Origin of the sequence: Carboxylicivirga mesophila (assembly GCF_018271975.1) — a bacterium.
GTDB lineage: Bacteria > Bacteroidota > Bacteroidia > Bacteroidales > Marinilabiliaceae > Carboxylicivirga > Carboxylicivirga mesophila.
This window is the reverse complement of sequence record NZ_JAGUCN010000004.1, coordinates 45,274-71,061: the sequence shown is the minus strand read 5'-3', so window position 1 is coordinate 71,061 and position 25,788 is coordinate 45,274. Positions and strand designations below refer to the sequence as shown.

The 25,788-nt window shown below is 39.6% G+C and carries 20 protein-coding genes, 1 tRNA gene and 1 pseudogene; 7 read left to right on the top strand and 15 right to left on the bottom strand.

Going from position 1 to position 25,788, the window contains the following annotated elements; translation table 11 throughout:
• Positions 1-90: 90 nt before the first annotated feature.
• Entirely contained in the window at positions 91-1,650 is a 1,560-nt protein-coding gene (locus KEM09_RS05060) for a coiled-coil domain-containing protein (protein ID WP_212226361.1), read from the bottom strand.
• An 85-nt stretch (positions 1,651-1,735) separates the two neighbouring features.
• On the opposite strand from KEM09_RS05060, the gene KEM09_RS22000 reads away from it, so the two are divergent.
• The gene (locus tag KEM09_RS22000; protein WP_262898260.1) at positions 1,736-1,864 is read left to right on the top strand and encodes a hypothetical protein; all 129 of its coding nucleotides are present in this window, start codon (positions 1,736-1,738) and stop codon (positions 1,862-1,864) included.
• 167 nt (positions 1,865-2,031) lie between these two features.
• Here the strand turns inward: KEM09_RS22000 and KEM09_RS05055 are convergent, their stop codons facing one another.
• A complete protein-coding gene (locus tag KEM09_RS05055) occupies positions 2,032-3,171 on the bottom strand; it encodes a helix-turn-helix domain-containing protein (protein WP_212226358.1) in 1,140 nt (379 codons plus the stop codon).
• A gap of 663 nt (positions 3,172-3,834) precedes the next feature.
• Between KEM09_RS05055 and KEM09_RS05050 the strand changes: the two genes are divergently transcribed.
• Positions 3,835-4,047: a hypothetical protein gene (locus KEM09_RS05050; protein ID WP_212226355.1), complete on the top strand. Its 213-nt coding sequence runs from the start codon at positions 3,835-3,837 to the stop codon at positions 4,045-4,047.
• 199 nt (positions 4,048-4,246) lie between these two features.
• On the opposite strand, the gene KEM09_RS05045 is transcribed toward KEM09_RS05050, so the two are convergent.
• Positions 4,247-4,331 (bottom strand) — tRNA-Ser (locus tag KEM09_RS05045).
• A 248-nt stretch (positions 4,332-4,579) separates the two neighbouring features.
• Between KEM09_RS05045 and KEM09_RS05040 the strand changes: the two genes are divergently transcribed.
• The 3 genes from KEM09_RS05040 to KEM09_RS05030 all read left to right on the top strand — a co-directional run bounded on the left by KEM09_RS05040 (position 4,580) and on the right by KEM09_RS05030 (position 6,400).
• Complete coding sequence (locus KEM09_RS05040) at positions 4,580-4,852, top strand: HU family DNA-binding protein (protein ID WP_212226352.1); 273 nt, start codon at positions 4,580-4,582, stop codon at positions 4,850-4,852.
• Positions 4,853-4,934: 82 nt separating this feature from the next.
• Positions 4,935-5,615, top strand: a complete 681-nt coding sequence (locus KEM09_RS05035; RefSeq protein WP_212226351.1) for a TrmH family RNA methyltransferase — start codon at positions 4,935-4,937, stop codon at positions 5,613-5,615.
• Between the two features lie 71 nt (positions 5,616-5,686).
• Positions 5,687-6,400 (top strand): LytR/AlgR family response regulator transcription factor, encoded by a 714-nt coding sequence (locus KEM09_RS05030; protein WP_212190742.1) that lies wholly within the window; start codon positions 5,687-5,689, stop codon positions 6,398-6,400.
• Positions 6,401-6,454: 54 nt separating this feature from the next.
• On the opposite strand, the gene KEM09_RS05025 is transcribed toward KEM09_RS05030, so the two are convergent.
• Entirely contained in the window at positions 6,455-7,108 is a 654-nt protein-coding gene (locus tag KEM09_RS05025) for a DUF4956 domain-containing protein (RefSeq protein ID WP_212226349.1), read from the bottom strand.
• Between the two features lie 199 nt (positions 7,109-7,307).
• Between KEM09_RS05025 and KEM09_RS05020 the strand changes: the two genes are divergently transcribed.
• Positions 7,308-8,576, top strand: coding sequence for an MFS transporter (locus KEM09_RS05020; protein ID WP_212226347.1), 1,269 nt, complete (start codon positions 7,308-7,310; stop codon positions 8,574-8,576).
• An 11-nt stretch (positions 8,577-8,587) separates the two neighbouring features.
• On the top strand, positions 8,588-9,550 hold the full coding sequence (locus KEM09_RS05015) for a glycoside hydrolase family 130 protein (RefSeq protein ID WP_244824844.1): 963 nt from the start codon (positions 8,588-8,590) through the stop codon (positions 9,548-9,550).
• 131 nt (positions 9,551-9,681) lie between these two features.
• Here the strand turns inward: KEM09_RS05015 and KEM09_RS05010 are convergent, their stop codons facing one another.
• The 11 genes and pseudogenes from KEM09_RS05010 to KEM09_RS22120 all read right to left on the bottom strand — a co-directional run bounded on the left by KEM09_RS05010 (position 9,682) and on the right by KEM09_RS22120 (position 25,690).
• Positions 9,682-10,497 (bottom strand): helix-turn-helix domain-containing protein, encoded by an 816-nt coding sequence (locus KEM09_RS05010; RefSeq protein WP_212226345.1) that lies wholly within the window; start codon positions 10,495-10,497, stop codon positions 9,682-9,684.
• Between the two features lie 106 nt (positions 10,498-10,603).
• Positions 10,604-12,466, bottom strand: coding sequence for a LamG domain-containing protein (locus tag KEM09_RS05005; RefSeq protein WP_212226341.1), 1,863 nt, complete (start codon positions 12,464-12,466; stop codon positions 10,604-10,606).
• A gap of 15 nt (positions 12,467-12,481) precedes the next feature.
• Complete coding sequence (locus KEM09_RS05000; protein ID WP_212226340.1) at positions 12,482-14,050, bottom strand: SusD/RagB family nutrient-binding outer membrane lipoprotein; 1,569 nt, start codon at positions 14,048-14,050, stop codon at positions 12,482-12,484.
• Between the two features lie 20 nt (positions 14,051-14,070).
• The gene (locus KEM09_RS04995) at positions 14,071-17,463 is read right to left on the bottom strand and encodes a SusC/RagA family TonB-linked outer membrane protein (protein ID WP_212226339.1); all 3,393 of its coding nucleotides are present in this window, start codon (positions 17,461-17,463) and stop codon (positions 14,071-14,073) included.
• Positions 17,464-17,638: 175 nt separating this feature from the next.
• On the bottom strand, positions 17,639-18,634 hold the full coding sequence (locus tag KEM09_RS04990; protein ID WP_212226333.1) for a FecR family protein: 996 nt from the start codon (positions 18,632-18,634) through the stop codon (positions 17,639-17,641).
• Between the two features lie 83 nt (positions 18,635-18,717).
• Positions 18,718-19,242 (bottom strand): RNA polymerase sigma-70 factor, encoded by a 525-nt coding sequence (locus KEM09_RS04985; protein ID WP_212226330.1) that lies wholly within the window; start codon positions 19,240-19,242, stop codon positions 18,718-18,720.
• A gap of 123 nt (positions 19,243-19,365) precedes the next feature.
• Positions 19,366-21,021, bottom strand: a pseudogene (locus KEM09_RS04980) (kojibiose hydrolase); the annotation flags it as partial.
• Between the two features lie 12 nt (positions 21,022-21,033).
• The gene (locus KEM09_RS04975; RefSeq protein WP_212226325.1) at positions 21,034-21,387 is read right to left on the bottom strand and encodes a hypothetical protein; all 354 of its coding nucleotides are present in this window, start codon (positions 21,385-21,387) and stop codon (positions 21,034-21,036) included.
• A gap of 30 nt (positions 21,388-21,417) precedes the next feature.
• Positions 21,418-23,436 (bottom strand): glycoside hydrolase family 97 protein, encoded by a 2,019-nt coding sequence (locus KEM09_RS04970; RefSeq protein ID WP_244824843.1) that lies wholly within the window; start codon positions 23,434-23,436, stop codon positions 21,418-21,420.
• A gap of 267 nt (positions 23,437-23,703) precedes the next feature.
• A complete protein-coding gene (locus KEM09_RS04965) occupies positions 23,704-25,320 on the bottom strand; it encodes a DUF6377 domain-containing protein (RefSeq protein WP_212226323.1) in 1,617 nt (538 codons plus the stop codon).
• A gap of 97 nt (positions 25,321-25,417) precedes the next feature.
• Entirely contained in the window at positions 25,418-25,690 is a 273-nt protein-coding gene (locus KEM09_RS22120) for a cysteine-rich small domain-containing protein (protein ID WP_212226320.1), read from the bottom strand.
• Between the last annotated feature and the right edge of the window lie 98 nt (positions 25,691-25,788).

The window sequence follows — 25,788 nt, the reverse complement described above, 5'->3', positions numbered from 1 at the left end:
GTGATACGATTCAAAATTTAGTTGTTCAATTAGTTTGGGATAGGATTAGGTAATTGCACCCCAGATTAGGGGTGCAATCATTAGCTTTAATTAATTACAGCCATCAATCAGACGGTTATTAATTATATCTGCAGCAGGATCAGTTAACTCCATCCAACCTTCATAGAATTTCACCTCCACAGCAGTTCCAAAATCACCTGCAGCAATTTTATTTAAAACAGGCTGCATCGAGCACAAATCAACATCGGTATCTAAAGGCACATAGATGTGGCAGTATTTTCCCCATGCAGACCAAAAATTATCAAATACATTAAATGCATCAAATTCAAACACATCAGGTACTTTTAATGTGATGCCTTTACAATCAACTAAACTTGAGAAGCCATTTACCTTATTGGGTGTTATTGTTGTTTCACCAGTTACTTCATCAAACTTCGAATTCCCTTCTAGTGTAAGGTTCAATATGTTAGCATTACTTAAAGCATTAAAGCCATTAAACCAATCGGTTCTAACATTGATGTCAATTGAATGACGTGTATTATCAAACAATAAATTATTAAATACAGATACCTGAGAATACGAATCACCGTAAATACCAATTGAATTACCTTGAACAGATGTAACTGCATTAAACGACTCGATGACTGGAACATAATTGTAACTAATCATCACATTTCCAACAATAGTGGTTAATCCGGCAAAAGCTGCAAACTCGGTATCCGTTGCACCCCATACTCCATTACTTTCCATGGTCAAATTACCTTTAATCTCAGTAATTTTATCCATGTCATAGGCTTCTAAAGCACCGTTCCCACTCATATACAAATCTCCACCAATAACAGTTGAATTAACCACCACATTGGTAATACCAGTATACATAAGTTGAAGAGTACCATTGATCTGACCTAGTGTCAAAGTACCCTTTAAGCCACTACTAATGAATACATCGTCATTGAAGTTTACATTTCCTAAGTTCAGGTCTGCAAGCATCATATTACTAACGATACTCGCATATGCATTGACAAGTATTAAAGCATTTACATTTAAAGATGTTAAACCTTCATTTTCTGATACCCATAATTCATCACCAATACTTGCAAGGGCTGGCAAGTTAATAGAAGCATTCTCTTCGTTAACACCTTCAACCATCAGGCTTCCACTAACCGTTTGTAGATTAATCAATTCAACTGCAGTACCTCCAAAAATTGACAAGTTACCACCAACTAATTTCAAAGCTCCTAATGCATCAATGTGAGCCTGGCTTGTAGCAATGATTTTACCTGTTACAATTGTAGCTCCCTGAGCCATAAATGCAGCAAAATCTTCATCGGTAATTAAATTACCGTAATACACGGCATCTTTGTTATTTGCTACTTCTTCTTCTAATAATGTTAAGTTATTCAACAGGGCATCATACTGTGAAGCCAAATCTGAATCACCTGCTTCCATAGCTTCCTGTAGAGTAGTGATAGTTGCCTGTAATTTTGCAATTTCAGCCAATAAAGCTTCTTGCTGTGTTTTTTCCAGTTCAGCTACTTTATCATCTAAATCGTTAATTTGATCTTGTAAACTGTCAATGTCATCACCGACACAGCTTCCCATAATGGCCACTAGTACCATCATTAAAAAAGGCAATAGTTTTCTTTTCATCGCTTAATTTTTTTAAAAATTTTGAATATTACTTAACACCTGATCACATTCAAGTGGTTCACAAGTTTAAGCGACTATAAATTGAATGAAGAACCATAGCAATTTGTATGGTGCCAATGACGGTATCGGGCGGGTACGCATTGGTACAACTCACACCTATACGCCTATTAATATGAGATTTAAGCTAACAACCATTGAAACACCTATTTTCTAGACCCTTTAGGGAAACAGGGTACTTATAAGGTGCAAAAGAAAGTTAAAAAGCACTCATACGGGCATAGATTGCCCCCGTTTTTTTTAATGAAATGAACAATTACTACCTGTTTCTAAAAAGTTTTTACCAAAAGATAGTTAAAACGATTACTTATGAATTAACACCCATTACAAGTTATGAGCCTGGATATACTCGGTAGGCGTTTTACCAATTTGTTTCTTAAAAATTCGATTAAAGGTTGTTTTTGAATTAAAGCCAGCTTGCTCGGCAAGATGTTGTAGGGTATGTTGTCGGTGATAACCTGAATTAATTAGTTCAATGGCCGTTCTCATCCGGTATTCATTAACTATATCAAAAAAAGTTTTCTGGAATTCGACATTAAAAACTTCGGATATTCGTTTATAAGAAAGGCCTGTTGAGTTGACAAGGTCTTGCATTTTAAGATCCGTTTTGAGGTATGGCTTATCTTCTTCGAAATAATTTAATATTAACTCTTTGTCATTACGATTGGTATTCTCTTCCTTAAAGGCTTGCTGTACAGGTTTATTGGTAATATATTTTAAAATATCTTCTTCCTCAGCGAAGAATTCTGGTCGTTTAATTGTAAATACACCAAGAAAGATTGTTAAGATGGTAAGTCCCAAATAGAACACAGCGAAAAGATCGATTTTAATATTAACCTGTAAAACCTCCATAATAATACCAGATGTGCCGCATAACCACAATAAGATATTCAAGCTTATGAATAGTTTTAGCCATTTCAATGATCCTAACTGATATCTTGTCAACCGAACTCTTCTAAAGTACTGAAAATGGTGTAATTTACGCAATGATAATATAGAATAGAATATTCCTTGCACAACTATTAAAAGGTTAAAAAATAACTGCAATGAGATATACCACTGTGGAAATGAACGTTCCAAAATCATCTGCACTTTGCTTTCGGAACTTTGTATAAAAAAAGGTATAAAAACCACAACATATAACAATCCAGGAATTAAGTGTACCAGGTTCTTCTTCCACGTTCGAGTATCATCATACAAATAGGTTCTTAAATAAATATACATCAAAGGGTAAAATAATAATGCAAACACATCTAATGAAGCATACAGGTGAGGATAACGCGAAAAAAAATCTGGTGATTGAATCATAAAACCAAATACAGTCAAGGCCCATGAGAAAGCTAATAGTCCCAATACTTTATTGGCAAAAAAACGTGTTGGATAAAAATATAGGTAGAATGATAATAATGCTGATAAAACAGCACCCAATAATAAAACTACATTAAATAAATTCCCAATTTCCATACGCAGCCTGATATTTTATACGATAAGACTTATCTACCAAAAAAATAAGAATACAGCCTTTGAGTGGTTTTAACACATTCAAATTTAATACCAAAATCAGATTATATAAAATTACTATGACACTAATGTATCACATTCTACCTTTTTAAGGTATTATATCGTATTAATATAGTCTATTCTGATTATTAAATTCTTTTTTCAAGACTATAATTTAAGGGTATTATTAATTTTAGGCTACAATAATATCAAGATTTAAAAAAATAACCATTCATTTTATTATTTCACAGAAACAATAAATCGCTATAAGTGGAAATGCCTATAAATTTTATCTTGAAGAGAAAATGAAACCTAGTTTTATCAATCCCTTTTCATGAAGAAGCTAAGACAGAGCGGTAATTAAATGGACTAAAGTAAAAAATAACAGCAGTTAAGCAAGAAAAAGCAAACGATAAGCACGATTAAACTCAAAAAAGCACAGTTTTACTGGATAAAGCAAATTATGAGCTTAAGAAAGCTAAGAAAAGCTCGAAAAACCATTTCCCTTTATTAATTAGGGCACGAGTTTCTTTTATATTTAATGTATGAATGGCATATAAAAAGTGGCTAACAACCCATACATGCTCTTATGCAATTATTAAATTTGAAAGATATAAATCAAATACAATGGTAAAGGAACTAAAATGTGTTATTTGTAAAAAGACAGTAAAAGAGATGTCAGGAGTTATTTCTGATGAGCCAGAGAATCTGGCTTGGGATGGCGGTGCTGTTTTCAGAGATACAGTAGGATATGGCAGTAGGTTCGACATGAAAGAACTAATAATATGCTTGTGTGACGAGTGTATTGAGAAAAATCTAGGATTCTTGACCTTCGGCTAATATCGTTATTCTACCCTTTGGGTTGACATCTGCAGCTTTGCTGTAACCAAGAAACGAATATATAATAGATGTATTTTAAGCTGTATCGTGATTGCCACAAATTATGAAGGGAATGAAATAAAAAACGCATCACCTGAAAAGGTGATGCGTGTAACATTACGTGTAAATTTTGTAATTGCCTGAAATTCAGACTGAACTGCGGAGAGAGAGGGATTCGAACCCCCGGTACCTCGCGGTACAACGGTTTTCAAGACCGCCGCATTCGACCACTCTGCCATCTCTCCAATAAATTCATTTTGCATTTCCTTAAATGCGGGTGCAAATATATACAATAATCAGTACGAAACAACCTATAAAGCCTGAAAAATTCAGATTTTTTTGAAAAAAATCTCGATTGAAGATAATAGTCTTTCTAAAGCCTGACTTTTATTAGACTTTTTTTGCTCAACATTTGGTAAACACTGGAAATACTATATATTTGTAGAGGAAAGTTTAAGAATTAAATTAGATAACCCTAAAATTAAGGAGTATTATGAACAAGGCTCAATTAATTGATGCAATTGCTGGCGAAGCAGAATTAACAAAAGCTGATGCAAAAAAAGCTTTAGACGCATTTATTAAAGTAACTGGCGATGCATTAAAAGACGGTGGTCGTGTTGCTTTAGTAGGTTTTGGTTCTTTTGGTGTTTCTGAAAGAAGCGCTCGTACTGGTAGAAATCCACAAACTGGTAAAGAAATCGAAATTCCTGCTAAGAAAGTTGTTAAATTTAAGGCTGGTAGCGAATTAAGTGACGCTATCAACTAAGAGAAAACAACCGTAAAATATTAAGAGAGTGCTTTTGCACTCTCTTTTTTTTATCACAATCTTTAGCAAAATTTTGAAACAGATGATTGATAAGCTGCTAAACTTTTTGGAAGATTTTACACTTGAAGAAAGAAAACAACAATTATGGGATATTGCCAATCAACGTACACGCTATGCCACAGTTGTTTTAGAAAACATATACCAGACACAAAATGCCAGTGCAGTTCTGCGATCATGCGATTGTTTTGGCATTCAAGATGTTCACATTATTGAAAACGAAAACACCTTCAATGTCAACCCCCAGGTTGTTATGGGTGCAACCAAATGGCTCAACCTGCATCGGTATAACGAAAGACCAAACAACACCCTTACAGCATTAAAAAAACTAAAAGGCGATGGTTATCGTGTTGTAGCCACCAGTCCTCACGAGAACGATGTCAACCTTAATGATCTTGATTTATCGAAAGGGAAAGTAGCATTTGTATTTGGTAATGAGCGCGAAGGTATTTCTGACATCGTTAAAGAAGAAGCTGACGAGTTTATGAAAATACCTATGTATGGCTTCTCTGAAAGTTTAAACATATCAGTTTGTGCAGCAATTACCTTACAACATGTTACTACTGAGCTAAAACAAAGCAATATAAATTGGCAGCTCCCTGATGATGAACTTAAATGCCTTTATTTTGAATGGCTGAAAAAATCTATTAAAAAAAGCGATTTGCTGGTAGACGAATTCAACCAAAGAAACAATACTGACTTTTAAGTGTTAAAATTTTAAGTGGGATACAACTGATAATGACGATATTTTTTTATTTTTGAAGAAAATCTGATTCTATGAATTGCATTATTATTGATGATGACAAACTCTCAACAAAGATTATTCAGGAATTTGTTGAGAAAACAGATGATTTGAATCTGGCGGGGAAATTTGATAGTGCAGTGAGTGCCATTAACTATCTCTCTAAGCAAGGAATTGAGCCTATCGACCTCATCTTCTTAGATATAGAAATGCCTGAAATGAGTGGTATTGACTTCTTAAAGTCATTGGATGAACTTCCACAGGTTATTGTTTATTCCTCTCAAGAAAAATATGCAATCGACTCATACGAGTATAACGTTACAGATTATCTGCTAAAACCAGTACAGTACGGACGTTTTATCAAAGCCGTTAAAAGAGCGCGTGAACGTTTTGAGGAGAAAGAAAGTGTTACAAGAGAAACCAACGAAATATTTGTAAAGAACAACAGTTCACTGGTGCGTGTTAAGTATGACGACATCCTCTGGATAGAAGCACTTGAAAATTACGTTGTTTTAAACACCTTCAAAGATAAGTTTACCATTCACTTTACTATGAAGGCCATCTCGGAAAAGATGCCACCAGACCGCTATGTAAGAGTACATCGCTCTTTCATTGTTAATCTCAATAAGATTAAAGTCATTGAGGATAACTCAGTAATAATTAATTACGAGGGTGGATCAAAAATTATCCCAATCGGTAAATCTTATAAGGATAAGCTGATGGATGACATCAACCTGATTACCAGATAAAAAAATAAAAACCGTCATTCGACGGTTTTTTTTATGTCTTCGCATGGTTATATGCTAATCATCGTCATCATTACTATCGTATGTAGTGACGTTGCTCATCTCCGAATTATAATAGTAAATAATGATCTCAGCTGTATCTCTTAAAAAGTTTATACGGCCTACTTCTGCTCTATGGATATCCAACCCGGTACGTTCTTTTAAATCATCTATCATCTCATCATAACGTTCCGGTGTAATCAGCTCAATCTTCTCGTAAATAATCAGCTTACTCGACTCATGCTTTAACAACCAAACACGCTCTAAACCAAAAGTAACAGCCACAACCAAAAAGTTAGTAGCAAATAATTCCATCAGGCTCACTTTATCTCCACTCAACGCATTTATAACCGAAACACCTATCGTAATAAACAGGTAGGTCATTTCCTTTATCGGTATTTGTGTAGTTCGATAGCGTATGATGCCAAAAATAGCAAACAATCCTAAAGCAAAACCCAGTTGAAGGTTCACATTATCTAGCAGGATACATAACAGAAAAACAATCGTACTTATCAGCAAAAAAGTAAACAAGTAGTCTTTGCGACGTGCATTCTGATAATAAAGGAACCTGACAAGGATAAGCGTTACTATGAAGTTAAATGCAAAACGCACTAATAATTGCAATAAACCATCCGGATTAATAAAGTCGGCTTCGAAAAAGCTAACACCCATAAACATTTGTTTGATTAGTTAAACATACTTACTGCAATATCGGCAAACTCAGTAACAATACCATCAGTTTTTTATAATAATATTGGATGGGCGTCCGTGGAAATGGCACAACTGTATTTTTTACAAAAAAAGAACCTCCCCAGTAAGGGCAAAGCCACCGGAACACGTCATTCAGTTATAGACTATAAACAAACGATTAATGAATAAGAGTAAAACAACAGCACCAGCCCTATGGATTCCATCAGTATACTTTGCCATGGGGTTACCTTTCGCCTTGGTAAGTATGGCTTCAGTTCTTATGTATGAAGACCTGGGCATTAGCGATGCCAGAATTACATTTTGGACCGCATTAATCACTCTACCCTGGACTTTTAAACCTATTTGGAGTCCTTTATTGGAAATGTTTAAAACAAAAAAGCATTTCGTTTTAATTACTCAGTGGATAACAGGTGTCTCACTGATGTTTGTTGCTTTTTCTCTGCATTTACCATCATTTTTTCAATACTCCATAGCTTTTTTTGCCATATTAGCTTTTAGTGGTGCGACTCATGACATTGCAACCGATGGCGTCTATATCAACGCGTTATCGAGCGAGGATCAGGCTAGGTTTATTGGTTGGCAAGGTGCTGCATACAACATTGCCAAGTTCATATCCATGTCAGGATTTGCCTACCTGGCTGGTACACTAAGTAAAACAATGGGGCCTGCCACGGCTTGGATGTGGGCTATGGCAGCTTGTGGTGCTTTAATGATAATATTGGGGTTTTATCATCTAAAAGTGCTTCCTTCAGGAGGCAGCTCTACCCATCAGGTTTCTTCTTTAAAAGAAGGCTTCAGGGCTTTATTGGAGGTCATCCGGTTGTTTTTCCAAAAGAAGTTTATCATATGGCACATAATTTTTATTGTTTTGTATCGATTTGCAGAAGGATTGGCCTTGAAAATTGTGCCTTTATTCTTAAAAGCTCCACTTGCGGATGGCGGCTTAGGCTTTGACACATCTAAGGTTGCCTCGGTGTATGGAGCAGGCAGTATATCTTTCGTTGCTGGCTCCTTACTTGGTGGTTACTTTATTTCGAAGCATGGTTTAAAGCGGTCGTTAATGTACCTTGCTTTTGCTTTTAACATACCATTTGTTTGCTATTTCCTTTTATCGCTCTTCAGACCCGAAAACATAAGCTGGGTATATGCCTCTGTTCTAACCGAATGGTTCGGTTATGGCTTTGGTTTTGTTGGCTTAATACTTTTTATGATGCAGCAAATCGCCCCAGGCAAATACAAAATGGCGCATTATGCATTTGCTTCGGGCATTATGAACCTCGGCATTATCCCTTCCGGCATGTTCAGTGGATGGATGAGTGATTGGTTAGGCTATAAGGTATTTTTTATATGGGTACTAATAGCCACCATACCTTCGCTTTTAGCGGCACGCTTTGTACCTTTTGTACACTCTGAAAATGAAACTAATTAAAATAGCATATCATGACTAACAGAATTCCATGGGAAGAGCGCCCTGACGGCTGTAAAGACGTAATGTGGCGTTACTCCGAAAACCCTATCATCGGACGCTACCACATACCAACATCTAACAGCATTTTTAATAGCGCTGTTGTGCCATTTGGCGATGGCTTTGCAGGTGTATTTCGCTGCGACAACAAAGCTGTTCAGATGAATATCTTTGCCGGTTTTAGTAAAGACGGTATCAACTGGGACATCGATCATGAACCGATTCAGATGCAGGCTGGTAATACGCAAATGATTGACTCGGACTACAAGTACGATCCGCGTGTTACCTTCATTGATGATCGTTACTGGATTACGTGGTGCAACGGCTACCATGGCCCAACCATTGGCATCGCCTACACATTTGATTTTAAGGAATTTTTCCAATGCGAGAATGCCTTTTTACCTTTTAATCGTAACGGCGTTTTATTTCCTGAAAAGATAAATGGTAAATATTGCATGCTTAGCCGCCCGAGTGACAATGGCCACACACCATTTGGCGATATTTACCTCAGTTATAGCCCTGATATGAAATACTGGGGCGAACACCGTTGTGTGATGAAAGTAACCCCCTTTGAGGACAGCGCCTGGCAGTGCACTAAAATTGGAGCTGGCGCTGTACCTATCAAGACAAAAGACGGATGGTTGATTTTTTACCATGGCGTTATTAACACCTGTAATGGTTTCCGATACTCGATGGGAGCAGCGCTGCTGGACCTGGAGCAACCGGATAAAGTACTGTACCGCAGTCAACCATACTTACTGGCGCCTGCCGAGATATATGAACTGGCCGGTGATGTACCCAATGTGGTATTTCCTTGTGCAGCACTTAACGACGATGAGAAAGTAGTGGTTTACTATGGGGCTGCTGATACTGTGGTTGGTGTAGCTTTTGGATACATTGATGAAATCATTCAATTCATAAAAGATAACTCTTTGTAAAAGAAGAATAAAGGATGAGCCATAAACCAGCTCATCCTTCATTTATACCGGAATTAACATAAAAAAACTACCAATACCAACATCACTCAACAACTTCTAAATGCTGTTGCATCCAAAGCATTTATAATGCCCTATCTTCCTCTTCGAAAATCACTTGGTGTAGTTCCAAATCGTATTTTGAACTTCTTTGACAGATACTTGGGATCCTTAAAACCCACCTTATAAGCCACCTCAGAAACATTGAGCATACCATCTTTTAATAGTCGGGCTGCTTCTTCAAGACGAATATCTCTCACAAACTCACTTGTTGTTTTCCCTGTTAATTGTTTGATTTTCACATAGAGCATTGTACGACTTACATTCATCAGGCTGACAAACTGTTCAATATTGAATGCTGTATCTGAATAATTATCAAGTACCACATTACGTGCTCTGCTGATGAATAGCTGATCTAATGAACCATTTCCATTGCCTGATTCAATAGTGGCACTTTTTTGATACAAATGTTTCAGGCGTTTACGTTCTTTAATTAATGCATGTGCACTAGCCAACAATACACGTACATCAATTGACCACTGAAAAACCTGATCGACGCCGGCATTTAGCCAACTGATATGCTTTAGGTCAGAAAATTGTTTTAGCAATCCTATAATAGGAATATGCGCTGTTCTTACATCTGATTTAAGCTGTTTGATGGTACTGATATCCTTTAAATGAAGTTTATCGGATGCTATAACAATAAAATCAGCTCCTGCTTTATATACTAAATCAGGTGAGAACTGTTGCAGTGCAAGGCTTGTAACGTTTGAATACTGCTCGAAAGCCAGACCAATTGACGTTTGTTCAAGTCCATACAATAATAATGCGCGTTCCCAAGCTAGTTGCCTGTCAGCCTCCTTATGTTTGTAATAGGTGGATAAAACTGTTGATGTATAGATTTGTTGCATAAATCTTACGCATTGTGGTCATCTTTTCAAAGAGATTTGACCAGGATTAAAAAAAGCCGTGACCCAATTATCACGGCTTTTCACTCAGTTTTAGATTAGGTTAACACTACTTATTCCATGAAATACCACGCATCTCACCTTTATAGTTACCAGTAACATCCTCGAATTTAACCCCAGCTACCTTATCAAGCGGGAAATAAGCATTCAGTCCGGGTTCAGTTCCGGTGATCTCAGCATCCAGGTCTGCAGCATCGCGAGCCACATCCCACAAACGGAAGTCCTTGATATAACCATCCATCTTACCCCAGCCATTGCCGAGCCACATTTCGCCCCAACCGGAAACATTAGGTGCTCCTATATCTTCAAACACAGCTTCCTCCACTCCATCAACAAAAATTTTGGTTGTACGAGCAGTATTATCATGCACTAAAGCTACATGCTGCCATTCACCAGTCTTCATTACCAATGGATCGGTTTTCGGACCCTGCCAGCCATTACCTGCATTAGTAAAGTTCCAAAGGCCACCTGATGCCAAAACGTTTTCTTCCGTTAATTCCTGGTAGCCATATACCCACACGCCATACTCACCATTGTTAAAGAACTCACCTGTTCCATATCCAAAGAGAGAGCGCACCTTAACATCAAACTCAACGGTATAATCACCTTGCGGAGTGTAATTTGGTGTAATACGCAAACCTACAGCATCCTTATCCTCACGATCTACGAATATACCAACTGCATCAGACACCAGCATTTTATTAATCGTCTCTATTTTAGATGATAACTGTGATGCTTTGCCATCTATCTCATCTTGTCTACTGGCGTTTTCTTTTGTTGAATTACCTTCTGCAATCAATTCATTAATGTAAGCAATTGTACCGGCCGGATAATCCCCATCATTAGTTCCCTCTGTAATGGTACCTCTAAAAGCTTCCAATTCGGCAATAGACTCATTTAAGGCAGTATAATCAAGTGAGATTTCCGGAGGCGTTCCATCCAGCTGCCATTGAATATCACCAATTAATTTAGCGGTATATTTTCCACTTACATCAGAAAAGCTATCGCCCAGGTCAGTTACAAGCGGAAAGTACATTTCCAGACCTTCCTCATCACCTTTCATATCGGCATCTTTATTGTCTGCAATTTGCTGAGCACTACGCACTCCGTTCCAAACACGCAAATCACGAAGCATTGCATTACAGGCTCTGCTTGTCCACATAGGGCTATTACCAATCACAAAAGGTTTATCGGCCGATAGCATGTGGGTATTATCATTAGTAGCCACCTCAACCCCATCAACATACATTACCTGGTGAGAACCATCGTTACTTAAAGCAACATGCATCCACTGCCCTACTTTCATTGTTCCGGCACCGGCTTGATTACCTGTATCTACCCAGTTATTATTACCAACAACAGTTTGAATATTTCCATCAGGGAAATAACGCACTCCAAAACCACTGTCAGGACCAGACTGTTCACAGCTGAACAGATAACTCGAATAATCAAGCTTATTTAAATCAATAATGTAACACTCGATTTCTATCGTCCATGCACCATCCAGCACTGACTTAATATTATCTGAAATCTGTATGTAAGTATCCGAATTTTGTTTAATCCATGGAATAGCAAGTGCAACCGTATTTGTTTTAAACTTATTAATGTAGATCTGCAACTTATTAGTGGCATCAACTATATCATCCTGACTATCTGAATTGTTTATTTTCCACTTACACCAATCAACACATTCCTGGAGTTCTTTGATTGCACCAGGCTTGAAATCACCCGGGTTACCACCTTCTTCGGAACTGGCAATCAGGCTTTCGGCTTCTACAATTAATGCATCCAGGGCATTAGTATCCCAGGGGCCACTTGTTTCATCATCTTCGCATGAAACAAAGCCTACCATCATAAATGCAGCAAATACTGCTGATAATATTGTGAATCTGTAATTATATAATTTCTTCATCTTAATTCGGATTTATTAGAAGTTAGAATTCATTAAGCCATCCACCTTCGCTTTGGTATCAGCTGTATCCCACCATACTTTAATATCCATTCTGTCATCGTCTTCAGAACGCATACCTTCCGGCATATTTTCTTCATTCTGACGATGCTCATTATCCGGATAGCGAACCCGCTTCACCCAAGTACCGGATGCTACCGTAGAGCTACCACTAACACCTTCAAAAGGCAACGTGATATCAGGGTAATCAGTACGGCGAAAATCAGCCCAGCCTTCAACTCCATTGGGAAAGTTGGCCAGCCATTTTTGTGTGATAATACGCTTCAGGCGGCCTTCATTAGAACCAGAAAAAGCTGGCAGGCCATCAATATAAGCTTCGGCATCAGCACCTTCTACTCCCACATAATCCATGGATGCCTGTACTCCTTCTTTGTACAGTTGCTCATAATCACCCGATGCCCAGCCACGCAAGGCTGCTTCGGCCAATAAAAATTTCACTTCTGCATAAAACATCACCGGGCAGTACATCTTATCAGAGCCATTGCCTACAAAATCTTCGTATCCACCTTCAAGGTTAATGGTGGCATAGGCCTCTTTAGCATTTGCCGGTACCAGATTGTAACCATTTTCAATCCCCTGATACCTATCCTCTCCAACTTCTTCTTTTGTTTTAGGAACTGCCTTATCGTTTTCTATACGTTGGTAGGCAAACCATATTGGCGTGCGCGGATCTTCATCAACAGTGGATTCAGAATACAGGTAATCTGACATGGTTTTTGACATACGGATATTATTCCAGGCCCAGGCCATTTGATGAAGGTAATCGTACCAGCCTTCGCTCCACATTGGCACACGGGCAACATCACCGTTATCAACCAGCAGTCCGCCAGGCCCTGCAATAGCTGCTTTAGCCTCCGCCTCGGCCCGGGAAGGATCAATATTGGCAATGCGCATAGCCAAACGCAAGCGCAGAGAGTTAGCAAAGCGTTTCCATTTCTCCACATCACCTTTGTAAATCAAATCGTACTCCGATCCATAACTATACTGTTCTGTATCACCTGTAATGGCTTTCACAGCTACATCCAGACGCTTAAATAAATCATCATAAATTTCGCTTTGTGCTGTATAAGGCACCGGATCGCCTTTACTGGCATCGAAATATGGAATATCTCCATAGGTATCTGTCATACGCGACCACCAGTAGCACATCCATATATCATTAATAGCCAGCGCATCAACATAAAACTCATTATCACCAAACTGGTCAATAATAGCCTGTGAACTGCGCAAATGACGAGTATACATTTCACTCCACTGGTTACCAATCCACCCATCGACATACTCATAACGTGGTGAACCGAAGCTAGACACAGTATTAGCCCAATACTGACTATATAAATCGGGATACAGGTTAACATTTCGCTGATAATTGGCAAATACTTCCTGTTGCATCTTATTGAAGAAGAACTTTGGTTCTACGGTGGTTGTTGCATCCGACGGCACATTCATATCGCCAAAGTCATCGGAACAGCCTGAAGCTGTAATCAGGAGCAATAAGGCGAATAATGCTGTATATATATTTTTCATGTCTTTCATGTTTTAGCTGATTAAAATCCTAAATTAATCGAGAAACCATAGGTTCTGGTTGAAGGAACAGGAGCAAAATCAAAGGCCTGAGCCGCATATGCCGAACTGTAAGCACTGGCATCGGGCACGGTACCTGGTGTATCTTTATACAAATACCATAGGTTACGACCAACTAATGCAATACGCATCGATTGAATAGGATTATTGGATGAGATTCGCTGCAGGAGTGTTTTAGGTACATTATACCCTACCACAATCTCCTTTAATTTCATGTGCGATGCGTCATACATAAACTCCTCATCTACTTTAGCTACCTGGCGCCAGTACTCTTCGGCACTTACCATTACATTATTGGCACCGCCTTCAGCTGTCACGCCATCAACAAAAAAGGCCATGCGATTATTTACATCGGTACGCTTAGCTGTACCGGCCGAGGTAGCGCCACGCTCTGAACTTGATAAAATATCACCACCCTGCTGTACCGAGAATAAAGCCGACATGTAAACACCCTTATAATCAGCTGTCAGGTTAACAGATCCAGTCCAATCAGCCTGAATATTACCTATCACATGGTCGCTTCCCTGTGCTAATGTTGGTAAACCTTTGTCATCAACTATAATCAGTCCCTGCTCATTGCGGGCATAAACAGAGCCTCTGATGTCGCCAAGTTTTCCACCTTCAACAGCCCATACATTGCTGCCAAAATCATATTCTTTAAGGTCTTCATGCAACGCTTCAAGAATACCTTCGTTCTTCGAAAAGTTGAAATCTAATCCTAATTTAAAGTCTTTGGTTTTAACAGGTATAGTAGATAGCATAAACTCAATACCTTTATTACTAATCTCACCTGCATTAATGTATTTCGTCTTATAACCAGAGCTTTGAACCACCTCTATATTCACAATCTGGTTTTTAGTCAATTCATTGTAATAGGTAAAATCCAAGCCCAATCGATTATTAAAAAAACGTAAATCAACACCTGCTTCCCATGAGGTAGAAATTTCGGGCTTTAAATCCTCAATAACAGCATCTTCAGGAACAATACCCGTTGTTAAACCATAGTTCCAGCTTTCTAATTTATACAGCTGACTGGTGTTGTAAGGATCGGTAGCCTTACCAACCTGTGCCCACGATGCCCGTGCTTTGGCAAATGAGATAAATGATGGCATTTCAACCATATCTGAGATAATACCACTTAAACTTAAAGATGGATAGAAGTAAGAATTATCGTAATCAGCATCAGCAGATGTTAAGGTTGATGACCAGTCATTACGCCCTGTGAAATCAAAAAACAGTTTGTTGCGATAAGCAATCTGGCCAAATCCGTAGATTGAACGCACTTCTGACTCAGTAATAGATTCGGTTGCATTGATATTTGAACCGGCTCCCAGGAAATAATCACCTTCTGAAGCCAAACGGCCAGAAGTACCGCGCAAACGCTTGTCAACCCGCGACATATTGTTAGCACCAAAATTAAGACCTACTGCCCAGTCGTCATTAAAAGTTTTGTTGTATGAAAGTAAAAACTCATAATTCTCTTCCTTAAAGTTACTCTGTTCAGTGTTATAGTTAGGGCGTGAAGGATCAACATTATCTGCGTACAGGTATCCTTCAACCGCATTAAACTGATAGAAATCCAGACCATATTTGAACTTTGCTTTCAGGTTTTTATGTAGCTTGATATTGGCGGCAATGTATCCAAAGGTTCGGTTTTTACTATCGCTGTTATCGGTTTGTGCCTGCAGGAAGTATGGATTACGGTTGTTGGCATTAACGGTGGTGTAAAGCTTTTCTACATGCTCACCTGATACAATATTATAACCTGGCTTCAGGTCGCGATTGCGGATATTCATCGGCATGCCGTTGAAATAAGAAATGTAGCTATAGTTACCAATCTCAGGACGCTGATCACCTTCAGTCACAAAATACGAAAGCTTAGTATCGATATTCAGCCAAGAGTTTATGTTATAGTCTCCTCTAAAGTCAAAGGTTGTTTTTTCAACCTTATGATCTTCATAAATACCATTCATAATGTCTTTACCCAATGATACACGGAAGGTACCATCATCATTACCACCTGTAAAAGCCAAATTGTGCTTGTGGCTCAATCCTGTTCTGGTGAAATCTTTCAAACGATCCTTTTGAGCTGTAAACGGCAGCATCTCGCCTGTCCAGGATTCCAGTTCCTGACCATTCATTTCAGGACCCCATGACCACTCACTGTCCTTGTAATAAACACCATCTGTTCCCTGGCCATAGCGCTCCTGTAAATCGAGCATGTAAGCTGCCTCAGAGAAGGTAACGCCGCCAGAGTAGTTTATACCTAAACCTTTGCGTTTGGTTCCTTTCTTTGTAGTTACCACAATTACTCCATTACCGCCTCGTTCGCCATAAAGGGCTGCTGCATTAGGACCTTTCAGAATAGATACTGACTCAATATCTTCGGGGTTCAGGTCGAAAGCACCTCCTGCACGGGATGTACCTCCCCAGATGCCTCCATCACGTTCATTACCATTGTCAAATGGCACGCCATCTACAACCCAAAGCGGTGCATTATTATCAGTTAATGAACTGGCTCCACGAATATCAATTCGTGAAGTTCCGCCAATACCACCTCCCGACTGATTAATCTGAACACCCGCAACCTTTCCTTGCAATGAACTAATCAGATCGGCATCGCCAGCCTGCGTTAGCGCTTCAGATTTTACATCCTGAACAGCATAACCCAGTGCTTTCTTTTCGCGCTTAATACCCAGAGCCGTTACCACTACCTCATCAATATCAAGGGCTTCAGACACCAATGTGACATTAATAGTATTGCGACCGGCCACATTCATTTCCTGCTCATTAAACCCAATGAATGAGAAAACGACCACAGCTTCTTCTGAGCTGACGGTCAGCTTGTAACTGCCATCAACACTTGTAATGGTACCATTTGTTACATTATCTTTCTCAAAAACATTAACCCCAGGTAACGGTTCCCCTGTATCATCAGTAACAATTCCACTAATCGTTATCTGCTGTTGCATATTTGACATTTGTCCTTCCTGGTAACGCTTAGTGATAATGATATCCTGGTCAATAATATGGTATTTGTACTCGTCCAGGTTGAGTACCTTATCTAATACTTCTTCAATACCTCCGTTTTGCATTTGAATATCCACCCGACGGTTTTCGTCTACATCTTCTTTACTGTAAAATACATTGAAGTTGGATTGCTTTTCAATTTCATCGAAGACTCTGGATAACGTCGATTGCTTAAGGTTAATTGATACTTTAGCGTTTTGTGCAAAGGTAGCTGCACTCACTTGTATCATTCCCACGATCATCAATAAAACACATAGTTTCATAACAAGTGCTAGTTTCTTGAGCTGGTTCCGGGGGATACCAACTACGGTTTTGTTTTTTTTCATAAATTTGTAATGCTTAATTATACTGTTATAATTAGTTATAGCCGGTTTGCAGACCGGTTGTACCTTACATCGGGAGTAGTTGCAGCTATTCCCGTTTTTCTTTGGCTAAGTCAGTTTGATTTCAACTAGAGTTTTATCTCCAGCCTTTTCTTTCATAGTTCAAATTTGTTTTTAGCTATTTCTGTTTAAGTGTGATTAATTCATTATTAATTTCATAATCGAGATTTGTGATAATACTAAAACGTTGCAGCGTTTTAAGTACCGATTGTTCTTTTTGTATAACACAGCGGTAGCGCTTCTTCCGAAGTACTTCATCCTGAATAACAATATTAACACCATACAAATCAGATAATGTGGCGGCTATTTCTTCGAGCGTAGCGTCCTTAAATTCATAGCGACCGGTGGTCCAATCGGTCACCTCGTTCATATGCGTAACTGCCTGAATTTTAGCATCACCTTCTTTATTAAGAAAGAACTGCTGACCGGGCTCTAAACGGGCAATCTCCTGCTGTGCGGTATTGAGTATGCCCACTGACCCCTCCCTGAGGGTTACTTCACACTGCTTTGATTGGCGGCTGGACTTCATATTAAACTCGGTGCCATATACTTTTACAGTATGCTGATAGCCCTCAACCAGAAAGGCGTTTTTTTTATCATGTGCCACATTAAAAAATGCTTCTCCTTCGATACTTGCCAATCGGCTATTTGAAGCAGCATTGTAACTATAAACCAGCTCTGATGCAGCATTTAACATCACTTTGGTGCCATCTGGCAAATCAAAGCTGGCCGGGCTGTTTGCCGGTGCTACAATCTTAAACTCACCGGCCAGCAAACGATTCTTCTCGGCAATAGAGGTATTAAAAAGAAGTGTAGACACAACCAGCCCAACTACCATCACAGAAAGTGATGAATACACAAAGTTTTTTACCTTATTGGACTTTCGGAGCAAGTGATTAATGACACCTGTTTTGGTCTGCTCCCGCGATAAGGCGATATCGTTTTTTGAAAAAATCAGTTGCTGTGCTTTGAATAGTTCTACCTGTTTCCGGTAAAACACTTTATTTTTATCACTCTGCCTAATCCAGCTATCAAGAACTATCTGCTCTGCATCGCTAATCTCCTGATTTAACTGCCTTAGAATTAATAGTTCTATTTTTTCCGATTCGATCATAACATGCTTGTTTCTACAGTAAGGACGAAAAAAAAGAGTGCCACCCTGACACTCTTATATATTTTTTTGAAGAAAATAATCTGTTAAAAAAGGATACCTGGCAGATACTCTGACAAAGAAGCTTTTAACTGCTTCAAGGAACGAGAAATTTGTGTTTCCACAGTTTTCTCCGATAAAGCCAGCTTTTCTGCTATCTGACGATAACTCAAGCCTTCATCTCTACTCATTAAAAAAATCTGTCGTCGCTTTTCCGGCAATTGATTGATGGCGTCACTTATGTGCTTCTCCAACTCCTCCTCGAGCAAAGGGTTATTAAATGGAATGGCTGCATCATTAGCTTCAGGAGCATCAGTTTCATTCTTCTGTTTCACTTTATTTTTCCGCTGCACATCAATGCAAATATTAAAGACTGATTTAAACAGGTAACTCTTCACCGAACCATTAATAGTGTCCAGTTTGCCTTTCGCCCACAGGTTGATAAAGAGTTCCTGAACTGCTTCTTCGGCATCCCACCTATTACCTAACAGCTTGGTTGCAAATAGTATGCACCTTGGATAATAAAGGTTAAAAATATCATCAAATGAAATATCTTTGATGTATTCATTCATAAAATCTGGAATTTCTTAACTAAATGAGTGTAGCAAATATAAAAATTAAGCTGTAACCAGCCGTTTAATTTTTAACAAGCATTCTCAACTCACAATAATCACTGGAAAACCTTCATGTTTTTACTAATCATTGTATCTGACAAAGGTTTCTTTTTGTGGACCTACGCCTTTTACCGTTATCGACTTCCAATGAACAGGGAAACAAGCTTTGCCGCTTTTAATTCCACCATCTGTTAACTCCAGCCCAACAAACCCAAATAATACAGCCTGAAGCATCCCTCCTGCACCAGTTGCAAAATAAGGATTATCTGAAACAGCCGATTCAGCTAATACACCAAAAGGAGAGCGCTTATTGGGTATATAAGCCCGCTGAAACATTTCAAATGCTTTATCGGCATCGCCCAGGCGGGCATACAAAATACTAAACACCGAAAAAGTCATAGCGGGTCCTTCCGGTGATATCTTAGACTCATAATATTCAAGATCTTTTCGGATAGTTTCTTCGTCGGTGATAAGTCCAAGCGGATAGGCCAGCAAATTCACATCTACCTGCTTAATTATTTCACCTTCATAGGTCGAATGCTCCCTTGTAATCCCATTCCTGAATTTCTCAATACGAAGCTGTTCGCTTATTATCGCCCATTCAGCCGGAGCATTTATTTTCAACAAACCGGCCGCCTTAACAGCATCACTTAGCACGACTTTAACAGCGCCATTGGTAAAGGCATTATCGGTAACTCCGTGAGCAAATTCATTGGCTCCAACCACATTCTCAATTGAATAAGTTCCATCCGGATTTGATGTCACACGACTGGCCCAAAATTCGGCCACCGCCTTCAAAACAGGCCATCCTTTCGTTTTCAGCCAGTCGATATCTTTTGTCAGACGATAATAATTCCATACAGCAATACCCACATCTGCAGTTATGTGTTGCTCAAATGTACCTGTTAAACACCAGGTTGGTGTCGCTTCTTCACCCGAGTCATCCGATTCCCAAGGATACATAGCGCCCTTAAATCCAAAATTGCGGGCTTTTTTTTTGGCTTTATGTAAACGATCCACACGATAATTCATCATCGAACGTCCCATTGCAGGTTGCAACAATAAAAGAGGTGGGTACATCCACAATTCTGAATCCCAGAAAATGTGTCCATTATATCCGGGAGCCGACAGTCCCATGGGGGAAATGCTTAAGTCGCTATCTACGCGCTGATAGGAATACAGGTTGTACAAGGCAAAGCGGATGTCGGTTTGAGACACCGGATCGCCTTCAATGATAATATCACTCTCCCACAGCGCATTCCATTCCTGGTGATGTCTATGTAGCAGCTTAGCGGCTCCTTCGCGTTGGGCAAAAACCACCATACGTTCAGATTCTCCATATGGATCATTAAAGTCCCTGGATGTACATACCGCTCCAAACAAACTGAATGAATAGCTTTCACCCTTTTTAAGTTTGACCCTAAACGATTGATATGCCTGATTGACGTTATGCACATTGTGATGCAAGTCAGGTCGCTCCCCCTCGAAGATAAAACCCGATGCAGCAGCAACATCATGTGCACCAAAAGGACTGGCGGCTGTTGTTTGAAAAACAGGCATGCGTGCATCCAAATCCTGCATCATACGGTATAGCGACCTCACATTCTTATAATTGGAAGGGGTTTCAATGAGGTTGGCCACATCCAAAACCATATCTTTCTCAGCATTGATGGTAACCTGCATCAGTCCGCCAAAAGGCATTTGTCGCAAAGCACCAATTGAATACGATACAGTAGCTTTCTTATCAAATTAGAAATCAGCCTTCAAAGAAGCTTCGCGCATATTCAGCACCTGCTCCCATTTACCACAATCTCCCAATTGAATGGTGTCACCATTAACAGCCACTACCAGATTAAACGGATTGATTCCACTGAGGACACGACTCACATCGTAAGGTGCCGCCCTGTCAAAAACATGATTCAACACTACTTCACGAGTCCTGAAAGGTGTTACATCCGGTACAATACCTATCTGACCGTTAGCCACACAGGTGGGCACATAATTGTTCTTTTCATTTGTGCTGATTTCCCAGCCTACCTGTGCAGCAACAAATTGTGCACAGGCTAATAGTAAAATTATAAGAATACCTGGATTTCTTTTCATAGAGATTTACCTTAAAAATTGTAAGATGGGTTACTTTTTTACAAATCTGATTGCCTGTCCGCCACCTGCAGCCAGCTTCAGCCTTAAAACAGTTTCGGATGACACTTCTTCTTCAATAATCGAATAGGCCTGAGGATTGGTTTTCCAATCGGCGTCATCTGCATCCTTGTAAATTTGTGCGGTATAATTCAATCCCGGCGTCAGAAAATCCAATTTGACATCAAGCGCTCTGGCTTCCTCATTGGTAGCGCTTCCCAGGTACCACTCCTGCCCGCTTCTTCGGGCAATAGTAATGTATTGTCCTACTTCACCGTTCAACACGCGCGACTCATCACTATCTGCATTGAAATCAGCAATAAACTGAAATGCCGGATGCCCTTCGTAGTTTTTGGGCAAATCGCTGGCCATCTGCAGCGGACTATACAATATCACAAAGTTGGCTAATTGTTTTGCCAGAGTTGTATGTGTGCGTGTCATGCCTATATCTTCTGTATTCCACTTCACGCGCTCACCGGCATTTTCAAACAGCAAATCAAAAGTACCGGGTGTATAATCTGTAGGACCGCCCAGCCCTCTTGTGAATGGGATTATAACAGTATGCGATGGCGGATTTCCTTCACTCCACGCATTCCATTCCATGCCTCTTACTCCTTCACGAGTCATCATATTCGGCCAGGTGCGTCGAATCCCCGTTGGCTTAATAGGCTCGTGCACATCAAGCATAATCTGGTATTTGGCAGCTAACTCAACCACTTTACGATAATGACGTACCATGAACTGGCCATGATGATGCTCTCCTCGCGGATAAATTCCACCTGCATAACCTGTCTTTACCGCATGCATCCCCAGATCGTGACACATCTTATAGGCCGCCTCCATGTATTTCTCATATGATTCGATATCTCCACCTGTCTCGTGATGGCCGATAAGCATGACACCTTTCTCACGCGCATAGGCTGCTACCTTTTTCAGATCAAAATCAGTGGCCGGCGTAATGTGATCAAAGGCATCCTTAGCCCCCCAGCTTTCCCATCCATCATTCCAGCCTTCAATAACAAGACCTTCGATATTATTGTCCGCAGCAAAATCAATGTGCTTTATCGCATTTTCGGTGGTTGCACCATGTCGCGGTCCCGGATACCAGGTTTCTGTTCCCAAATGCATCCCCCACCAAATCCCGATGTACTTCATCGGTTTAATCCACGATGTATCTTCAATACGACTGGGTTCATTCAGGTTGAGTATCATATTACTCTGCACCAAACCGGCAGCATCGGAACTAATCTGGATGGTGCGCCAGGGTGTTTTCATAGGAGCCGAACCACGCACCTTTTCTCCATTGGCCCAGGGAACCAATTCAGCTTCGTAAACACCTTTCACCTTCTGCTTAAGTGTCATGCCGGCGTAATCTGTTAAGGCAGCTTCGTGGATGCTTATATGAATGTTTTGTTCTCCTTTCATGGTAACAGGAGTGGCTACCCACGATGCCTCATCCATGGGTGTTTGCTGATATAATTTCTCGTAAGTATTGTAGTCAGCCCAAATCCACCAGGTGTCCGGATTGCCTTTGACATCAAACTGCGTCAACTCATCCATGATCACGAAATCAGCCAGGTTATTTTGCTCAGGTAATTCGTATCGGAATGCAACACCATCGTTATAAGCTCTGAAATATAAATTCATTTGACGCCACGGCTCTTTCGCCTCTTGCAACTGAACCGCGAGTTCGCGATAATGGTCGTCCACTTTCTTATTCTCGCCCCAAGGTTGCTCCCAGGTTGAATTATACTCATTGACCTGTGTTTTTAGCACCTTAAAGTCGTCTTTTAGGGCAGGAATTTCTTTAAAAGTAAATCCTAATTGCGAAGGATAAATAATTGTGTCCTGCTTGTATAAAACATGATAATAAGGTTTTCCATCGTTCAAATCAAAACCAATGCTTAATTGATTATCGGGAGATGAAACCATTTTGTACTGGTCGGCCGGACCGCAACTCATCAGTCCAAAAGTAAATATCAGAACCGCTGAAATGTTCAAGATTGTCTTCATGTATATAATGTAATTTGTGTGACTATACCAATCAATTTATGATAGCTCAAGCTGTCGTAATACGATGTTGCTAAAATACAATGGATACAAATCGAAAGAAAGAAACAGACACTAAGTACAGACATAACAAATTACTACGCATTGATATTCTGTATATTACACTAAACAAAGTACAGATCCAATACAGGGTATAATACTACCTGACTGGCCACACTACTACACCATTTACATGTTTACGGGAATATGGATGCACCGAAAGCACAGCTATTAAAAGGAAGGAATTGACATTACGTATTGCTCAAACTCATCCGGTTCCATTTTAGCCCTGGACTTTACCCTGTTCCGATATGTATAAACCGTGTTTCTGGAAATCCCAAGAATTGATGCCACCCTTTCAGCACTATCAATTCCCAATCGCGACAGTGCAAATACACGCAATTCGGCACTGAGCGTAACAGGTGTGGTTACTTCAATCTGCATCGATGGCTCCAATACCACATTTATTCTTTCAACAAACGTAGGAAATAAGCTATTAAACAGGGCATCAAACCGTTCAAACAGTTGCTCTTTATCATCGCCCGGACCACTCTTAGTCAGATAATCTGCAATAACATCGTATTTCTTCTGCAGAAGCAAACTTCTGATCTTTGCCTGCATTTTCTCCATTTCATGGAAATACACAGAACTTAGCTCGAAATAGTTTGTAAGTGATTCTTCCTTAATTTTATTTGACTCTGTTAACTGTTCATTACGGGTGGCCAATAAGCTGTTTTGCTCATTTATAATATCACGTCCCCTTTTGACTTCATTATGTCGGCGTACCAGTCGCATCCACAAATAGATGATCACCACCAGGCTAACACATACGACCATTAGTATAGACGCCAGAGCTGCTAAACGTATTTGCTGTATTTCTTTCAGTTGCAGCTCAATAATGGGCACAATATGTGTTATTTCTGCTTTACGCTGGCGGGCACCGTAAAACTCTGCATCCTGAATGGCTCTAATCAGAAACTGGTGAGCCAGCCTGATTTCGCCATTTTCCAGCAATACCTGTGCCATCAAGCGTCCGGAAGTTGTTTCGTATGTTGACGAGCGAATATCTGACTCAATACTATTCAGCAGGTAGCGAACCTGTCCTTCCAAATCCCCGAGATGATAGCAGGCCCAGGCCATACAGGAATATATCTTTGCTTTTTCGTGCTCTGATGCACTGGGTTGCTCCACAAACAGCCTGCAATGGTCAAGAGCGTCTTCTGCCATATCCAGGTCAATCAACTTCAGTGCTCTCACCAACTGATAGTCAACATGGTTTTCATTAGCTACCTGCAACAGAGAATCGGCATATGCATGATTTAACAACCTGTACTCCGGGTGGTAGGCAGACACATCATTATAGGCTAGCAGATCGCCATACAGTCTTGTCATCAGGCTAAAATAATGCACTCTGGACTGTTCTGATGATAATTCTCCCACTTGTGCAATAACATCGATAGCCTCGTTAAATAAACCTGCACAAAGCAATACATCAGTTTTAAACAATAAGGCCTCCACCCGCTTATCTGACGACTTCATCCGGTTAGCCAGCTGTTCCATCTGCAGAGCTATATTAAATGCCTCCTGGCTCTTGAAAGAATAAAGCTCAATGAATAATTGCTTATTTTGTTCATAGCGTTGAGAATCATTCAGTGTACTACCTTGCGCCTGCAATTGATTTTTCAGTTCATTAATACGCTGCACCTTCACCTCATCAAACTTTTTACGCTCACTATACTTGTGCTCTGTTGCCTTTATAGCCTTTAATAAAGATGACGACAATTCACTGGCCAACAAACTGGTGTTAAAAAGAAATCCTAGTAACAGAAAAAAAATACAATGCTTCATATTAGTGAACAATTGGTGTTACTGCTAAGAATAGTTCTACTTGCTATCATATTTCCCCGGATATATGTAATCATTGTGCAAGGTTCAACACATAGTGTCATTCCTGCTCACTTCCAATTTTTATAACCTCTCCCATTTTACTCATTACATGTTCATAGGCACCCTTTGTATGAGGCAATAAACATCCGCTGCAATCTTTAACACCATTTGTATATTTGAAGTGGCCTCCGCAATTACCTTTGAGCATGTATAGAGGGCAAAAACAAAACAGGCAGTTAAATTCCTCCTCATTTTTCACTTTATGACAAGGAAAGTATTCGCATTTCTTATTTTGGCAGAATTTATAATTTTCCGTTTTTGGTTTATTCATTACAGATACACTTGTATTAAACTTAAAGCAAAACTAACTTAAAAATAACTCAATACCATCTCACCTGCGTTATTATAAAAAAAGGGAATTATGCTGCG

Coding starts and splice junctions, on each gene's coding strand:
- KEM09_RS05060 (WP_212226361.1), bottom strand. CDS start 1,650: ATGAAAAGAAAACTATTGCCTTTTTTAATGATGGTACTAGTGGCCATT.
- KEM09_RS22000 (WP_262898260.1), top strand. CDS start 1,736: ATGAAGAACCATAGCAATTTGTATGGTGCCAATGACGGTATCGGGCGG.
- KEM09_RS05055 (WP_212226358.1), bottom strand. CDS start 3,171: ATGGAAATTGGGAATTTATTTAATGTAGTTTTATTATTGGGTGCTGTT.
- KEM09_RS05050 (WP_212226355.1), top strand. CDS start 3,835: ATGGTAAAGGAACTAAAATGTGTTATTTGTAAAAAGACAGTAAAAGAG.
- KEM09_RS05040 (WP_212226352.1), top strand. CDS start 4,580: ATGAACAAGGCTCAATTAATTGATGCAATTGCTGGCGAAGCAGAATTA.
- KEM09_RS05035 (WP_212226351.1), top strand. CDS start 4,935: ATGATTGATAAGCTGCTAAACTTTTTGGAAGATTTTACACTTGAAGAA.
- KEM09_RS05030 (WP_212190742.1), top strand. CDS start 5,687: ATGAATTGCATTATTATTGATGATGACAAACTCTCAACAAAGATTATT.
- KEM09_RS05025 (WP_212226349.1), bottom strand. CDS start 7,108: ATGGGTGTTAGCTTTTTCGAAGCCGACTTTATTAATCCGGATGGTTTA.
- KEM09_RS05020 (WP_212226347.1), top strand. CDS start 7,308: ATGAATAAGAGTAAAACAACAGCACCAGCCCTATGGATTCCATCAGTA.
- KEM09_RS05015 (WP_244824844.1), top strand. CDS start 8,588: ATGACTAACAGAATTCCATGGGAAGAGCGCCCTGACGGCTGTAAAGAC.
- KEM09_RS05010 (WP_212226345.1), bottom strand. CDS start 10,497: ATGCAACAAATCTATACATCAACAGTTTTATCCACCTATTACAAACAT.
- KEM09_RS05005 (WP_212226341.1), bottom strand. CDS start 12,466: ATGAAGAAATTATATAATTACAGATTCACAATATTATCAGCAGTATTT.
- KEM09_RS05000 (WP_212226340.1), bottom strand. CDS start 14,050: ATGAAAAATATATATACAGCATTATTCGCCTTATTGCTCCTGATTACA.
- KEM09_RS04995 (WP_212226339.1), bottom strand. CDS start 17,463: ATGAAAAAAAACAAAACCGTAGTTGGTATCCCCCGGAACCAGCTCAAG.
- KEM09_RS04990 (WP_212226333.1), bottom strand. CDS start 18,634: ATGATCGAATCGGAAAAAATAGAACTATTAATTCTAAGGCAGTTAAAT.
- KEM09_RS04985 (WP_212226330.1), bottom strand. CDS start 19,242: ATGAATGAATACATCAAAGATATTTCATTTGATGATATTTTTAACCTT.
- KEM09_RS04975 (WP_212226325.1), bottom strand. CDS start 21,387: ATGAAAAGAAATCCAGGTATTCTTATAATTTTACTATTAGCCTGTGCA.
- KEM09_RS04970 (WP_244824843.1), bottom strand. CDS start 23,436: ATGAAGACAATCTTGAACATTTCAGCGGTTCTGATATTTACTTTTGGA.
- KEM09_RS04965 (WP_212226323.1), bottom strand. CDS start 25,320: ATGAAGCATTGTATTTTTTTTCTGTTACTAGGATTTCTTTTTAACACC.
- KEM09_RS22120 (WP_212226320.1), bottom strand. CDS start 25,690: ATGAATAAACCAAAAACGGAAAATTATAAATTCTGCCAAAATAAGAAA.